14 protein-coding genes are annotated in these 14,650 nt (G+C 36.7%); 6 read left to right on the plus strand and 8 right to left on the minus strand.

What is annotated here, in order from left to right:
• Positions 1-55 precede the first annotated feature (55 nt).
• Genes DZ858_RS03900 through DZ858_RS03910 form a run of 3 tightly spaced genes read left to right on the plus strand, consistent with a single transcriptional unit; the run spans position 56 to position 2,315 of the window.
• Complete coding sequence (locus DZ858_RS03900) at positions 56-1,177, plus strand: NAD(P)/FAD-dependent oxidoreductase (RefSeq protein WP_117158223.1); 1,122 nt, start codon at positions 56-58, stop codon at positions 1,175-1,177.
• Positions 1,174-1,860, plus strand: coding sequence for a monofunctional biosynthetic peptidoglycan transglycosylase (gene mtgA, locus DZ858_RS03905; RefSeq protein WP_117158224.1), 687 nt, complete (start codon positions 1,174-1,176; stop codon positions 1,858-1,860). The genes DZ858_RS03900 and mtgA overlap by 4 nt, the downstream gene beginning before the upstream one ends.
• On the plus strand, positions 1,857-2,315 hold the full coding sequence (locus tag DZ858_RS03910; RefSeq protein WP_117158225.1) for a 3-oxoacyl-ACP synthase: 459 nt from the start codon (positions 1,857-1,859) through the stop codon (positions 2,313-2,315). The genes mtgA and DZ858_RS03910 overlap by 4 nt, the downstream gene beginning before the upstream one ends.
• 134 nt (positions 2,316-2,449) lie before the next feature.
• Here DZ858_RS03910 and DZ858_RS03915 read toward each other — a convergent pair whose 3' ends face one another.
• Positions 2,450-4,699: an FUSC family protein gene (locus DZ858_RS03915; protein ID WP_239990714.1), complete on the minus strand. Its 2,250-nt coding sequence runs from the start codon at positions 4,697-4,699 to the stop codon at positions 2,450-2,452.
• A gap of 139 nt (positions 4,700-4,838) precedes the next feature.
• Between DZ858_RS03915 and DZ858_RS03920 the strand changes: the two genes are divergently transcribed.
• The gene (locus tag DZ858_RS03920; protein WP_117158226.1) at positions 4,839-5,834 is read left to right on the plus strand and encodes an NADP-dependent oxidoreductase; all 996 of its coding nucleotides are present in this window, start codon (positions 4,839-4,841) and stop codon (positions 5,832-5,834) included.
• Between the two features lie 103 nt (positions 5,835-5,937).
• Positions 5,938-6,576 carry an SDR family oxidoreductase gene (locus DZ858_RS03925; RefSeq protein ID WP_117158227.1) on the plus strand — a complete coding sequence of 213 codons (639 nt, stop codon included), beginning with the start codon at positions 5,938-5,940 and terminating at the stop codon, positions 6,574-6,576.
• Positions 6,577-6,626: 50 nt separating this feature from the next.
• Here the strand turns inward: DZ858_RS03925 and DZ858_RS03930 are convergent, their stop codons facing one another.
• The 7 genes from DZ858_RS03930 to DZ858_RS03960 all read right to left on the minus strand — a co-directional run bounded on the left by DZ858_RS03930 (position 6,627) and on the right by DZ858_RS03960 (position 13,764).
• Positions 6,627-7,571 carry an ABC transporter ATP-binding protein gene (locus tag DZ858_RS03930; protein ID WP_117158228.1) on the minus strand — a complete coding sequence of 315 codons (945 nt, stop codon included), beginning with the start codon at positions 7,569-7,571 and terminating at the stop codon, positions 6,627-6,629.
• 76 nt (positions 7,572-7,647) lie between these two features.
• The gene (locus tag DZ858_RS03935; RefSeq protein ID WP_117158229.1) at positions 7,648-9,810 is read right to left on the minus strand and encodes a prolyl oligopeptidase family serine peptidase; all 2,163 of its coding nucleotides are present in this window, start codon (positions 9,808-9,810) and stop codon (positions 7,648-7,650) included.
• 88 nt (positions 9,811-9,898) lie between these two features.
• Positions 9,899-10,276, minus strand: a complete 378-nt coding sequence (locus DZ858_RS03940; protein WP_117158230.1) for a DoxX family membrane protein — start codon at positions 10,274-10,276, stop codon at positions 9,899-9,901.
• A gap of 100 nt (positions 10,277-10,376) precedes the next feature.
• Positions 10,377-11,366, minus strand: coding sequence for an aspartate-semialdehyde dehydrogenase (locus DZ858_RS03945; protein ID WP_117158231.1), 990 nt, complete (start codon positions 11,364-11,366; stop codon positions 10,377-10,379).
• Between the two features lie 159 nt (positions 11,367-11,525).
• Positions 11,526-11,942, minus strand: a complete 417-nt coding sequence (gene mscL, locus DZ858_RS03950; RefSeq protein ID WP_117158232.1) for a large conductance mechanosensitive channel protein MscL — start codon at positions 11,940-11,942, stop codon at positions 11,526-11,528.
• A gap of 70 nt (positions 11,943-12,012) precedes the next feature.
• Entirely contained in the window at positions 12,013-13,122 is a 1,110-nt protein-coding gene (gene alr / locus DZ858_RS03955; RefSeq protein WP_117158233.1) for an alanine racemase, read from the minus strand.
• A 3-nt stretch (positions 13,123-13,125) separates the two neighbouring features.
• Positions 13,126-13,764 (minus strand): thymidine kinase, encoded by a 639-nt coding sequence (locus DZ858_RS03960; protein ID WP_117158234.1) that lies wholly within the window; start codon positions 13,762-13,764, stop codon positions 13,126-13,128.
• A gap of 101 nt (positions 13,765-13,865) precedes the next feature.
• On the opposite strand from DZ858_RS03960, the gene DZ858_RS03965 reads away from it, so the two are divergent.
• Positions 13,866-14,645 (plus strand): hypothetical protein, encoded by a 780-nt coding sequence (locus DZ858_RS03965; RefSeq protein WP_117158235.1) that lies wholly within the window; start codon positions 13,866-13,868, stop codon positions 14,643-14,645.
• Positions 14,646-14,650: the final 5 nt, after the last annotated feature.

Here is a 14,650-nt window from a genome sequence, read left to right on the forward strand (position 1 = left end):
CACTGAGTTTACCGAAGTGTATCGAAGTGACCGATAACGTCTAATTACTGCATACATGAATCTCTCCTATTGGGAACATAAATCCTGGTTACAAAACATCGACTTCGCTGTCATTGGCAGTGGATTGGTCGGTCTCAACTGTGCCTTGGCTCTTAAAAAGAAGCATCCAACGGCCAACATTACGGTATTCGAAAAAGGAATGTTGCCCAGTGGCGCCAGCACTAAAAACGCCGGTTTTGCTTGTTTTGGAAGCCTTTCGGAAATAGTAGACGATCTTTCAACACATTCTGAAGCAGAAGTTACCAACCTTGTAAAAGAACGCGTAGAAGGCTTGCAATTGCTTCGGAAGAATATTGGTGATGGACAACTTCAATTTAAAGAATATGGCGGATATGAATTGTTTACGGAAGAAGACGGCGAACTCTTTCAAGCGTGTCAATCCCAATTACAAAGTATCAATGAATTATTGAAGCCAATTTTTAATGACGACGTGTTTTCAATTACTGAGAATACTTTTCAATTTAAAAAAATTCAGCAGCAGCTTATCTTTAACAAGTTTGAAGGGCAAGTAGATACCGGAAGGATGATGCATGCGTTGCTTCAGAAAGTATACAAAGAAGGAATTACTGTTCTAAATTGTGCCGAAGTTACTACTCTGTCACAAGAAAATAACTCAGCTTCCTTTCAGCTTAACAATGAAATTGAAGTTTCAGCAAAAAAAGTGTGCATTGCAACTAACGGCTTTGCCAAACAATTGTTAAGTGAAGAAGTACAGCCCGCACGTGCTCAAGTTTTAATTACAAAGCCCATTGATAACCTACATATTAGAGGCACTTTTCATCTAGATAAAGGCTATTATTATTTCAGAAATATTGATAATCGAATTCTTTTTGGTGGCGGAAGAAACCTTGATTTTAAAGGGGAAGAAACCACTGAAATGATTACTACAGAAAAAATTCAAAGTAAATTGGAAGTACTACTACAAACCACTATTTTACCTAAAACTTCATTTGAAATTGATAGGCGATGGAGCGGTATTATGGGCGTAGGAACACAAAAAAAACCCATTGTAAAACAGCTTTCAGAAAGGATATTTTGCGGGGTTCGTCTTGGCGGAATGGGAGTGGCCATTGGGAGTGCTATTGGTACTAATTTAGCTAAACTAGCAAGTGAATGAAACGACTATTAAAATTTATTTTTAAAACACTGGTATGGTTTATCGTTATCACTGTCCTGTGGGTGGTTGCGTATAAATTTGTACCCATTCCGTATACGCCGTTAATGGCAATTCGTTCGTATAACGGAGATGAAAATTATGAAATGAAGCATCAATGGGAATCTATTGATGCTATTTCTTCTTATTTACAATTGGCTGTTATTTGTTCGGAAGATCAAAATTTTATAAACCATAACGGGTTTGATTATGATGCCATTGAAAAAGCGTACGAAAAGAATAAAACAGGAAAGAAGTTGCGCGGAGCAAGTACTATTTCGCAACAAACGGCAAAAAACGTTTTCTTGTGGCCAGAACGAAGTTGGTTTAGGAAAGGAATGGAAGTGTATTTCACCTTTTTAATCGAAACGATGTGGAGCAAAGAGCGCATCATAGAAGTGTACTTAAACAGTATCGAAATGGGTGACGGTGTGTTTGGTGCGGAGGCTGCTGCACAGTATTGGTTTAATAAAAATGCTAAAAATTTATCACAATACGAAGCCGCCGCAATCGCTGCTATCTTGCCAAACCCAAGAAATTATAGGGCTTCTCCAGCTTCATCTTATATTGAAAAAAGAAAGGCGTGGATTGTAAAACAAATGCGCTATTATGGTACTTTTACGTTACAAGAAACTAGTGATAAATGACGACAAAAGAATTAAAAACCACTTTATTGAACCAATGCAAAGATGTGGTAGAAACGCGTTATGGTAAAATAAAACAAACTATTTCAGGTATTGAGGAATCGCTTTTTGAAGAGTCTAAAAGCAGTGCGGGTGACAAACATGAAACCGGTCGGGCGATGCTACAAATAGACCGTGAAAATGCCGGAAAGCAATTGCAAGAAATAGAAAAACTTCAGCAGTTGGTGCGTAAAATTGACGTCAAATCCAAGTCAGATTATGCCCGTCTTGGGAGTTTGGTTTACACTAATCAGGCAACGTATTTTCTTAGTATTTCAATTGGCACTTCGATAGTTGGAAAAACAAATTATATGTGTGTGGCGTTAAATTCACCCATCGGGCAATTGCTTTTGGGGAAGCAAAAAGGAGATGCGTTTGTGTTTAATGAGAAAGAAATTAAAATTAAACGTGTGGTTTAGTGAGCAAGTAACTTTATAGAAACACGATGATAGGGAAACAAGAACCACGAGCAAATACGTCGTGAATCCTGTTTCGTGTTACATCCTTTCTGCGGTAACTTTTCCTTATTTAGATGTATTGACTTCAGTAATAATTAACCAAATTGAACTTTTTCACTTATCTGAAGCATCTTTTTACTAATAGAAAACAACCAGTGTAATTGTTCCCGCACCAAATGTGCTTCCTGAAATTGGCGCTCTAACTTAGGATGAACAGAGGTAGGTAAATCAGGATTTTCTGTAGTGAATTTCGGAAGCTCTTGTTTGAAAAACTCATTCTTATTTTCCACATTAACCGCTACTGAACCATTTTTTTTTTGTTGTAAAAAGGATAAAATATGCTCTAAATTTTCATCGATATGTTCTCCTGCGGTTGTAAACCTACTAGAAGCTTCAGTCGTTGGGTTGTTTTGAATATAGGTGCTTAACGAGGCGAGGGAAGATAAAAAAGTATGGTTCAGTACGACTAGCTCATAAATCTTTTCCAAGTTTTTTTGTTTCGATTTTGGGTCTTGTGTCATGCGTTGAAAAGCGGCACTTAAATTAGACATTTCTAAAAATGCATGTTTTCTCGCTAGTTTAAATGTGGGTGGCAAACTACCTTTTTCTTGATAGTAATCGATAATCTCTGAAAGGAAAACCCTATTAGCCGCTACGCTTTTTTCAATGCTGCTTTTAATGTCCATAAACTCCCAGGCTGGCCATAAAAATAACATAGCAACGGTAGAAATTCCTGCTCCAATTAATGTATCAATCACTCTAAACTGAATAACCGTTAAAACATCGGGTCTAATAATGGCGTAAATAAACACCACACTCAGTGTAATAAAGGTGGCGGCAGTTTTATAATTTTTTTGCAGCATGGAAAGTGCCATAACCAAAGAGCCTATTCCTAAAACAGCAAAAACGTAGGTGTTTTGAGTAATGAAAACAATTCCGGTTGCAATGGCGCCACCAATTAACGTACCTATAATACGTTCTTTTGATCGGGTTTTAGTTAGGCCATAACTAGGGCGCATAATAACAATAAGAGTTAGCAAAATCCAGTATGGGTTTTGGAAATCAAAAAACACGCCAATGCCGTAACCTACCATCACCGCTACTGCTAAGCGTAAAGCGTGTTTAAAAATAGCCGATTTAAAACTTAAGTTTCTAATCAACAACGCTGGATTATAATCTTGTGTGGTTACAAAACGCTTTGCCACCTCTTTTTTAATAAAAGTAAGTTCTCTAGGGTTTGGATTGCTTAGCAACCATTTTATTTTCTGAATTTTTTCAATTTGCTTCTCTTGATATTCCAATAAGTTTTGAAGCATTAAAAACCCTTCATAATCGTAATCTTCTTTACTGGATTTTAAAAGGGAAATCTCTTCTTTAATCTTTCTGAAAATTTGAATTAGTTGGTCATGCTTCGGAATTTTCTTCGCATTTTGACCTGCTTCAGAAATAAGAAGTAATTGATTGGACATTTCAAAAAGTAAATTTTGAAAGCTTTTTATGTACTCAGGATGGTCATCTAATAACTCATCCATTTTAGAATAATTCACAGGGTTTGCCAAGGCCATTTCTTGTATATCGACCAACTGAACAAAAACCAATAATCGTTTACTTTGATAGATAGATCTACCAGAGCTTTTACGAGAGGAAATTAAAATTTCCCTAAGGGTTTCATGATTGTCACTAATGTCCGCTTGTAAATCTAAAAGCTGAGATTGCAACGCTTCCCTGTTTGACTGGGGACCAATTAACTTTCCTCTAATTCTTAAAAATTGTGCCGTTAATTGATAGGCTTGCGTGAGGAGTTCTTCGGTTTGTCCTTTCGGGTTGATTTTGTGCCAAATCGTAGCTAATAATAAATACCATAGTCCGCCAAGGCCTACAAAAAAAGCATATTCATAGGTTTCTAATCGTTCGGCTTCGTGGGCAAAACTCAATACCAGCGCCAATAAGCCGGAAAAACTAATTAAAGATGCCCTAAAGCCAAAAACAGCTATATATGAAATGGCAAAGGTCAACACACCTAGTACAGGTACTAAAAACCATGTATCAAAATCAAGATATCCGCCAATAAAACTTACTATAACAATGAGTGCAATAGAATATAAAATTCCGTAGGTCTTATGGCGAAAACTACCGCTTACATCACTTGGTGAGCTCCAGAAGGCACCAAACGACAAGGCAATAGCTATTTCGAAATAGCCAAGTTGCAAACCAATTAAAATAGGTAATGAAAGGGCAATACCAACAATGATAGCTTTTGAAAAGTCGGTGCTTTTTAAAAACTGAATCAGGTCTTGAAAGTTGCTTGAAATGGTTTCTGTAAGGTTCAAATCTTGATGTTTCAATTGCAAAGGTACTGTGTTACTAAGGTAAGAACGTTAATCTTTTCAGAAAAAACCCAAAAATCAACATAACACCTAAACTGCTGTCCTTACAAACTTGTAACTTTATAGAACACTGAATTTAAAAAAAATTGAAAAAGAAATGAATAAGGCCATATTGCTAAAAAATAGACCAAAAGGAAGACCAGCCCTTGACGATTTTGAGTTTAAAGAAATTGAAAAACCAAGCCCAGAAAAAGGAGAAGTATTATTAAAAACAAAGTATGTTTCCGTAGATCCATATTTACGCGGAAGAATGCGGGATGAAAAATCGTACATAGAACCATTTCAACTTAATGAACCAGTAGAATCGGGTATTATCGCTGAGGTACTGGAGAGCAACTCGAACGATTTTAAGAAAGGAGATTATGTAAATGGCATGTTGCAATGGAAGCAATTTCAAACCTCAAATGGAGAAGGGCTTCAAAAAGTGGATGGCAGCAAAGCACCATTATCAGCATATTTAGGAGTTTTGGGACTCACCGGAATTACGGCACTTTTAGGCCTCAAAAAAATTGGTAAACTTGAAAAAGGGGAAACATTATTAGTTTCTGGAGCATCAGGTGCTGTGGGAACGGTTGTCGGCCAAATAGGAAAAATTAAAGGCTGTAAAGTAGTTGGTATTGCCGGAACCGATGAAAAAATAAAAACCATTAAAGAGAAGTTTCATTTTGACGAAGGCATCAACTACAAGACCACTGATAATATGAGCAAAGCAATTGCAGAAGCTTGTCCAAATGGAGTAGATGTCTATTTTGACAATGTGGGTGGTGAAATTCTAGATGCCGCTATGGCAAACATTAATAGAAAAGGTAGAATTATAAATTGTGGTGCTATCTCACTATATAATGAGACTGAACGACCTACTGGTCCAAGACATGAAACTACCCTAATTAAAAAAAGTGTTTTGATGCAAGGGTTTACCGTTCGAGATTTTCAAGAGGAGTTTGGTGAAGCCGTTCAACAGCTAGCCACTTGGTTGCAAGAAGATAAATTAACGTATACAGAAACCATTGTGGAAGGCTTTGACAAAATACCACAGGCCTTTATTGACTTGTTTGACGGAAAAAACAAAGGAAAGATGATTGTAAAAGTGTAAACCTACTTTTTTAAACTTAAAATTTATTAAAACCATCCTAAAACCTACGTTAAAAGGCGTTAACGTAGGTTTTTAAGTTTCATAGTGTTTGTAAATTGCACATATGGAAAAAGTATTAGTAGTGGGTGCCAACGGTACCACAGGAAAAAAAATAGTAGATATATTAGACGAATATAGAAATTATGAACCTGTAGCGATGATTCGCCATCAAGAACAGGCGGAGCAATTTAAAAAAAATGATATCGAGACAGTTATGGGCGATTTAGAGAAAAACGTAAGCCATACTGTAACGCGAATCCATAAAATTGTTTTTGCAGCTGGTGCTGGTGGAGGTAGTTCAAAAGAAAAAACCACAGCTGTTGACCAAGAAGGGGCTAAAAAACTAATTGACCTTGCCGAAATTGCTGGGATTAGAAAATTTGTAATGTTAAGTTCTATGGGGGCTGATAATCCAGAGCAAGTTGAAGATTTGCAACACTACCTGGAAGCCAAGCAAAATGCAGATGAACACTTACGAAATAGCGGAATGAATTATTCCATAGTGCGTCCAGGAGCGTTGACTGATGATAAAGGCACAGGCAAAATAAAACTAGCCAAAAAACTAAATGAACGTGGTAGTATTACTCGTGATGACGTAGCCGAAACATTGGTTGCAGCCCTTCACGACGATATTGCAAGCGATAAGACTTTCGAAATTTTACAAGGCGAAACAGAAATTGATGATGCTGTAAAAACTATTTAGAAGTTAGATAATATAGAAGAAATAGAAGAATATGTAAGCCTCACAAATTTTTAAATCTTGTGAGGCTTTACTTTTAGAGGTATTGTTTTACCATTTTCAATACTTTCAAAATGGTTGAAGAATACTGGAAGTTCTTTATAAACAGCTTCAATTAAATAATGACTTCCTTTAAAAAAAGACTTTTTAATCTGTACTTTTAGATTGGTTTCTTTTAAAGAAACGATTAATTGATGCGGTAGCAATATCCTTTTTTCTGAAGAGTTTACTTGCGAAGGAAGGACTGTAACATCTCCAAAAAAACCAGCTTGATATTCAGTTTCTAAACTGTTATAAATTGTCTCTGGTTTCCCAAAGCGTTCCATTTCTCCTTCTTTCAACAGTAATAATTCATCTGAAAAAGCGAGGGCTTCTTCAGCATCGTGCGTAGCGGTGATACAACTTATATTCTCTTCTTTTAGATAACGAAACAAACTCCGACGTAATTTATTTTTCCGAAAAGTATCAATACTGCTAAAAGGTTCATCTAACAATAACAATTTTGGGGCTTTTGCAAGTGCTTTAGCCAAGGCAACTCGTTGTTTTTGGCCGCCGCTGAGGTTCTTTACTTTTCGGTTAGCAAAAGCTTCTAAATCGACTACTTTCAACAAAGTGTTTACACGATCACTTTCTTCATTAGGATTCAATCGTGGTAAATGCTCCGCGATATTTTCTCGAACAGTGGTAAAAGGCATCACGTTTAAATCTTGAGCGACTAACTTCATAAACGGTTCGCCCGGGATGAGCGTGTGACTAGGACCTTTTAATTTTTCATTTTCCCACAAAACAGACCCATTTTCTACATGCAACAAACCATAAACAATATGAAGTAAGGTAGATTTTCCACAACCGCTTTCGCCTAAAACGGCAAGATGATTTCCACGCTTCAGTTCAAAATTAATATTTTGAAGTATCGTTTTTGAATCGTATGAAAATGATTGTATGGATACGGACAGCATAAAATTATATATTGAAAAAGGTTGTCAACCGAGTTTTAAATAGATTGACAACCTTTTTTATGATATTAACAAGAAGTTACTCTTTAATTTTTTCGTTTACTTTTTCAGGTAACACTTCATACCCCATATTGTATAAGGTAAATCCAAAAATATCAGCATATTGATCGATGGTTTTACTTACAGGAGTTCCTGCACCGTGACCCGCATCGGTTTCAATTCTAATTAAAACTGGGTTTGAACCGCTTTGGTGTTCTTGAAGTTCAGCAGCAAACTTAAAGCTGTGAGCCGGTACTACCCGGTCATCGTGATCGCCAGTGGTAATCATGGTTGCAGGATACTCCATACCGTCTTTTACATTGTGCAATGGCGAATAGCCTTTAAGGTATTCAAACATTTCTTTACTTTCTTCGGCTGTTCCATAGTCATATGCCCAACCAGCTCCAGCTGTAAATGTATGGTACCGCAACATATCTAAAACACCAACAGCAGGTAATGCTACTTTCATTAAATCGGGACGTTGTGTCATAGTTGCTCCAACTAATAATCCTCCATTAGAGCCTCCACGAATGGCTAAATAATCTTTTGAAGTGTATTTATTCTCTATTAAATATTCAGCTGCAGCGATAAAATCGTCAAACACATTTTGCTTTTTCATCTTAGTTCCGGCTTTGTGCCACTCTTTACCGTATTCGCCACCACCACGTAGGTTGGGTACCGCATAAATACCGCCTTGCTCCATCCAAACGGCATTGGTAATACTGAAACTTGGGGTTAGGCTAATATTAAAACCTCCATAACCATATAAAATGGTTGGGTTTTTACCGTTCAGTTCGATACCTCTTTTGTGGGTAATAATCATTGGGACTTTTGTACCATCTTTTGAAGTATAAAATACTTGCTTGCTTTCGTAATTTTCAGGATTGAAATCTATTTCTGGTTTGCGGTACAATTCTGAAGTTCCTTCTTCAATATTAAATTTATAAATACTTCCTGGTGTTACATAGTTAGTGAAGCTGTAATAAAGCTCTTTTTCATCTTTTTTGGCTCCAAAACCTCCTGCGCTTCCTACGCCTGGCAGTTCTATTTCCCGTATTTTGTTTCCTTCATAATCATATTGGGACACTTTTGAAACAGCATCGACCATATATTTTGTAAAGAAATAACCACCTCCTTTTGAAGGACTCAACACGTTTTTGGTTTCAGGAATAAAATCGTTCCAATTTTCAGGAGTTGGGTTTGCAGCGTCAACGGTAACTATTTTTTTATTGGGTGCGTTCAGGTTGGTTACTAAATACAATTTGCTACCGTCATTGTCCAATAAATAGGTATCGCTATCGGTATTGTCTAGAATAGTTTCCAGCTTACTATCCGGTTTGGTCAGATCTTTTAAAAATAATTTGTTTCCAGAGGTAGAAGTACTAGCACTAATGGTAAGGTACTGGTTATCTTCGGAAACACTCCCGCCAATATAACGGTGTTTTTCGGCTTCTGTACCACCAAAAATCAATTCATCTTCTTTTTGAGACGTTCCCAATTTGTGATAATACAATTTATGCTGATCTGTTTTTGCTGAAAGCTCACTACCTTTTGGTTTGTCATAACTAGAGTAATAAAAACCCTCGTTTCCTTTCCATGAAAGGCCACTGAATTTAATGTCTATTAACGTGTCTTCAACAATTTCTCTGTCTTCAACATTCATAACTAGCACCTTCCGCCAGTCGCTTCCTCCTTCAGAAATACTATAAGCAGTTGTTTTTCCATCTTCAGAAAAACTCAAATTGTCCAATGAAATAGTACCATCATCTTTAAATGTGTTGGGGTCGAGAAAAACCTCAGCAGTACTTGGGTCTTCTCCTGTTTTGTAGCGATAAACTACATATTGGTTTTGTAAACCATCGTTTTTATAAAAATAGGTGTAGTCACCTTCTTTAAAAGGAGCGCCTACTTTTTCGTAATTCCAAAGTGTTGATAAGCGTTCTTTTAGTGCATCACGATAAGGAATATTATCTAGATAGCCATAGGTGGTTTTATTTTCACGTTGCACCCAGTCGGCAGTTTCGTCACTCATATCGTCTTCGAGCCAACGGTAGGGATCTTTTACTTCGGTTTCAAAATAGGTGTCTACGGTATCGACTTTTTTGGTTTCGGGATAGGTCAAAGCAGTAGTTTCTTTTTTAGGTTCTTCTTTGCAAGCCACAACGGTAAGGCCAATTACAATAGGTATGATTAGTTTTTTCATATTAAAATAATTTAGTAGTCGGTAAATGTAGTAAAAACCACTCATGTAAACTGTTATAAGTTTGTTAGTAATTTCTTCAGAAAAAAAATTAATACTGAAACAATGGACGATACACTTTCCAGTACTTATAAATTAGAATAATATTGATTACTGTAACCACAATGGCGCCTGCTATACCTGGAAGATCCAAAAACAAGTGAAATAATACAATGTTAACCGAAATGGGAGCTAATAAAAGCAAAGCAAACGGAACCCATTTTTTAATAAGTAAAAGGAAACCAATAAAAATCTCCAGAGCACCCACAATAGGTAAAACATAACCAGTTGCTTTTAAAGATTGCATAAAGCTCCCAGCAGTTTCCGGTAGCTCTGGCGCAGGCATAAAACCAATAAATTTATTAAATCCGAAAACGAGTAAACCCAACGCAAGGATTATACGCAGAATAGTAGTAAAAGTTGAATTCATAGGGATGGTTGTTTAGTGTTTCTTTTTTAAATATACTGAAAAATAAAAAACCTCGACACCAAATTATTGATTTCGAGGTTAAAAGACTTTTTTTAAAAGATTACACTAATTTATTTTCTACCAAATATTCAGCAATTTGCACGGCGTTGGTAGCAGCCCCTTTTCTTAAATTATCACTCACAATCCACATATTTAATGTGTTTGGTTGCGTTTCATCCCTTCGTAAGCGACCGACAAACACCTCATCTTTGTTATGCGCATAGACTGGCATTGGATAGGTATTGGTATCTGGATTGTCCTGCACTGTAATTCCTAGGGTATTGTGTAATTCCTTTCGAATATCCGTCAGGTCAAAATCGTTTTCAAACTCCACATTAACCGATTCACTGTGTCCACCAGCCGTTGGAATACGTACCGCAGTTGCCGTTACTGAAAATGTACGATCGTTTAATATTTTTTGAGGTTCGCGCGCCAATTTCATTTCTTCTTTAGTGTATCCATTTGTTTCAAAAACATCGCAATGTGGTAATGCGTTTTTATGAATGGGGTATGGATACGCCATTTCGCCTTTTACACCAGCCATTTCGTTTTCCATTTGCTGTACCGCTTTTACACCAGTTCCTGAAACAGATTGGTAGGTAGAAATTACCACACGCTTCATTTTATATTTTTTATGAAGCGGTGCCAACGCCATCACTAACTGAATAGTTGAACAATTGGGGTTAGCGATGACTTTATCTTCTTTGGTTAATTCAGAAGCATTAATTTCTGGAACAATCAGTTTTTTATCTGGATCCATTCGCCAAGCGGAAGAATTATCAATAACCGTAGTACCCGCTTCGGCAAATTTTGGTGCCCAATCTAATGACGTATTTCCTCCAGCAGAGAAAATAGCGATTTGCGGTTTGGCTGCTAGCGCATCTTGCAATGAAACGATTTTATACTTTTTACTCTTAAAAGTAACCTCTTTTCCTACAGATCGCTCTGAAGCTACAGGCAACAGGTTACTAATTGGGAAATTACGTTCTTCCAATACTTTTAAAAGGACAGTGCCTACCATTCCTGTGGCACCAATAACGGCTATTGTCATGGTTTTCAATTTTGATGTAAAAATACACAGTATGGTTTGATTTTTTCTGAAATAAAACCAAAAAAAGACCCTCCGAAACTTTTAGTAACGAAGGGTTTAATTAGTATTGAATAATAAGTAGTGTAGCGGTTTCCTAACTTAAATTAGGAACTAAATAGTTTATTTGCTTTGTTTTTTTAATTCATCACGAATTTCAGCCAACAACTCTTCCTGAGTAGGACCCTTTGGTGCAGCAGGAGCTTCTTCTTTTGGTTTTTTGGTCTTGTTATAAGCTTTAACCATAAGGAAAAGGACAAAACCAACAATAATCAAGTTAATAATAGCATTGATCCAATTACCATACATCACGGCATTTTCGGGCTTAACAATTTTGCCATCGGCACCTACAACCGCCTGATCGAGTACTACCTTCATATCGGCAAAATCTAATCCACCGGCAAAATGACCTACAATTGGCATCATAATATCAGTAGTAAATCCTTTGACCACTAAACTAATGGCTCCGGCAAGGATAACAGCAACGGCCAAATCGATGACATTGCCCGTCATAATAAATTTCTTGAATTCTTTTAACATGTTGATTGGTTTATTAGGTTAACAGCAAGTAATTTAGACAAAAACTTGTATTAAAAGAAGTAAGAAGTGTTTATTTTCGACAAATAACCCGTTTTACACGTTGTGAAACGCCTGTAATCAACTCATAAGGAATGGTGTTAATTACTTTAGAAAGCTCATCAGCCGAGGGGTTTTCGCCAAATACAATCACCTCATCGCCTTCGTCACAATCGATACTAGTAACATCTATCATAATCATGTCCATACACACATTACCAATAATTGAGGCTTTTTTACCATGTACAGTTACCCAGCCTTTTCTGTTTCCGAAAATACGTTTAATTCCATCAGCATGACCTACAGGTAAGGTTGCAGTTTTTGTTGTTTCAGAAGCTTTAAAGGCACGGTTGTATCCAACAGTTTCCCCTTTTTTTACGGTATGGATTTGTGAAATCACCGTTTTTAAAGTCGCAACTGGTTTTAGATTTTTGTTTTCTTCGGGGTCGTTACCAAAACCATACAAACCAATCCCAGTACGTACCATATCGTATTGCGCTTCGGGGTAATTTAAAACGCCAGATGTATTTAACGTATGAAGCAATGGTTTATACCCAATCTTATTAATAATTTTTTCTGAAATATCTTTGAATTGACCCAACTGCGATTCAGTAAAATCTTTTTCTGCAGCATCTTCACTTGCTGCTAAATGCGTGAACATTGATTTAATTTTCACACTAAAAGTAGCAGTAGTCTTTTCAGCAATAAAATCAATATCATCTGCAATAAAGCCTAATCTATTTAACCCGGTATTAAACTTTAAATGGATGGGAAAATCTGTGAGGCCACTTTTTTCAGCAAAATCAATAAATTGCGTTAACATGGAACGTGAGTAAATCGCGGGTTCCATACAAGAATCGGTTATTTTTTTAAATGTTGCCGGTAACGGATGTAAAACTAAGATAGAAGTTTCAATGCTTGCTTTGCGAAGTGAAATTCCTTCATCCGGATAAGCAACTGCAAAATAGGAAACACCTAAAATAACTAACTCTTTCGCTACTGCTACCGAATCGCTTCCATAACCAAAAGCTTTTACAACCCCCATAACCCGGGTGTCTTTATCTAATTTTGAAGTAAGATACCGATAGTTTTGCGCTAAGGCGTTTAAATCTATTTCTAAAACTGTTTCGGTTGCTTTTTGCATAAATTATGCTTGCTTTTTAGGCGGTATTTGTTGCGGATCTTTCACCTCCATTTTTTTTACTTTATCCCGTAAAACGGCTTTGTAATAAGCTGCACGGCTTAGTGGTTCGTATTCTTCGTTTTCTCCCAAAAGTACCAAATCGTCACTTTGAGCTTTTCTAAAACTATAATTTGCAAGGTTTCCGGTACGCGTACAAACAGCGTGTACTTTGGTTACATATTCTGCTGTGGCCATTAAATTGGGCATCGGGCCAAAAGGGTTTCCTTTAAAATCCATATCGAGTCCGGCGACAATGACGCGAATCCCTCGATTGGCAAGATCGTTACAAACTTGTACAATTTCATCATCAAAAAACTGGGCTTCATCAATACCAATAACATCACAATTATCGGCAAGCATAGGGATATTCGCCGCTGCCGGAACTGGGGTTGACCGAATTTCGTTGCTATCGTGAGAAATTACTTTTTCTTCGTCGTACCGAATATCGATGGTCGGTTTAAAAATTTCTACCCTTTGTCGTGCAAACTTAGCACGTTTTAGTCTGCGGATGAGTTCTTCCGTTTTTCCCGAAAACATAGAGCCACAAATAACTTCAATCCAGCCAAATTGTTCTTTTTGATTAACGGTATTTTCAAGAAACATACTTCAATTTTAGAATAAAACGCAAATCCTTGACGTTTTCATATAGGATGCGTAAATTTAACAAAACAAAATACAGTAAAAACACATCATTTTAAAAAGTTATGAAGAAGAAGCTGAGGGAGCAGATACAGGCATTGATAGAAAAACTTTCAGAAGAAGAAAAACAGTTTAACACCACTTCTGTAAAAAAAATAGTGGGACAATTATACGAAAAACTGGCCATTCTAGAATATATGGAAAGTCAGATTAATACCGGCCAAGAAGAAGAGTCTTTCGACTCTAAAAGCTTCCGGGAACAAAACTGGTTTAAAGAACCCGAACCGGTTCCGCAGCCACAACATGAAGAAGATTTGGTAGAGCCTTTAATGGAAAAAATAAAGGATATCGTGGCCCAAATGCCACAGGAAGCCGATCGGGTGGATCAATTGCTTGAAGATATACTTCCGAAGAAAAAGTATCAGAAAAATGATAAAAATGAGTTGGAAGATTTTGCGGCTCAATATCAACAAATGCCCACTTTTGAGCGTAAAGCGAGTGATGAGAAAAAACAAGACAATGGGCAAGAACCTCAAAAACCAACTAATACCGTTAAAGTAGCAGAACTTGCTAATACAAAAGAAGCAAGGCAGCGATCTTTAAACGAATCGGTAAACAAGGGTCTTCAAATAGGATTGAATGATCGTTTGGCATTTATTAAACACTTATTTAATGATGATGCAAACGATTATACCCGAGTATTATCGCAAATTAACACGATGAAAACGTTCGATGAAGCCGAAAACTTCATTAAAGGAAAAATAAAACCCGATTACAATTATTGGCTTAACAAAGATGAATATGCCGAACGGTTTATGACGGTAGTAGAGAAAAATTTTAATTAAGCCTT

This window comes from Marixanthomonas ophiurae (assembly GCF_003413745.1).
Taxonomy (GTDB): domain Bacteria; phylum Bacteroidota; class Bacteroidia; order Flavobacteriales; family Flavobacteriaceae; genus Marixanthomonas; species Marixanthomonas ophiurae.

Bases quoted from the DNA above. Each gene is read 5' to 3' on its own strand.
- DZ858_RS03900 (WP_117158223.1), top strand. From the start codon at position 56: ATGAATCTCTCCTATTGGGAACATAAATCCTGGTTACAAAACATCGAC.
- mtgA (WP_117158224.1), top strand. From the start codon at position 1,174: ATGAAACGACTATTAAAATTTATTTTTAAAACACTGGTATGGTTTATC.
- DZ858_RS03910 (WP_117158225.1), top strand. From the start codon at position 1,857: ATGACGACAAAAGAATTAAAAACCACTTTATTGAACCAATGCAAAGAT.
- DZ858_RS03920 (WP_117158226.1), top strand. From the start codon at position 4,839: ATGAATAAGGCCATATTGCTAAAAAATAGACCAAAAGGAAGACCAGCC.
- DZ858_RS03925 (WP_117158227.1), top strand. From the start codon at position 5,938: ATGGAAAAAGTATTAGTAGTGGGTGCCAACGGTACCACAGGAAAAAAA.
- DZ858_RS03930 (WP_117158228.1), bottom strand. From the start codon at position 7,571: ATGCTGTCCGTATCCATACAATCATTTTCATACGATTCAAAAACGATA.
- DZ858_RS03935 (WP_117158229.1), bottom strand. From the start codon at position 9,810: ATGAAAAAACTAATCATACCTATTGTAATTGGCCTTACCGTTGTGGCT.
- DZ858_RS03940 (WP_117158230.1), bottom strand. From the start codon at position 10,276: ATGAATTCAACTTTTACTACTATTCTGCGTATAATCCTTGCGTTGGGT.
- DZ858_RS03945 (WP_117158231.1), bottom strand. From the start codon at position 11,366: ATGACAATAGCCGTTATTGGTGCCACAGGAATGGTAGGCACTGTCCTT.
- mscL (WP_117158232.1), bottom strand. From the start codon at position 11,942: ATGTTAAAAGAATTCAAGAAATTTATTATGACGGGCAATGTCATCGAT.
- alr (WP_117158233.1), bottom strand. From the start codon at position 13,122: ATGCAAAAAGCAACCGAAACAGTTTTAGAAATAGATTTAAACGCCTTA.
- DZ858_RS03960 (WP_117158234.1), bottom strand. From the start codon at position 13,764: ATGTTTCTTGAAAATACCGTTAATCAAAAAGAACAATTTGGCTGGATT.
- DZ858_RS03965 (WP_117158235.1), top strand. From the start codon at position 13,866: ATGAAGAAGAAGCTGAGGGAGCAGATACAGGCATTGATAGAAAAACTT.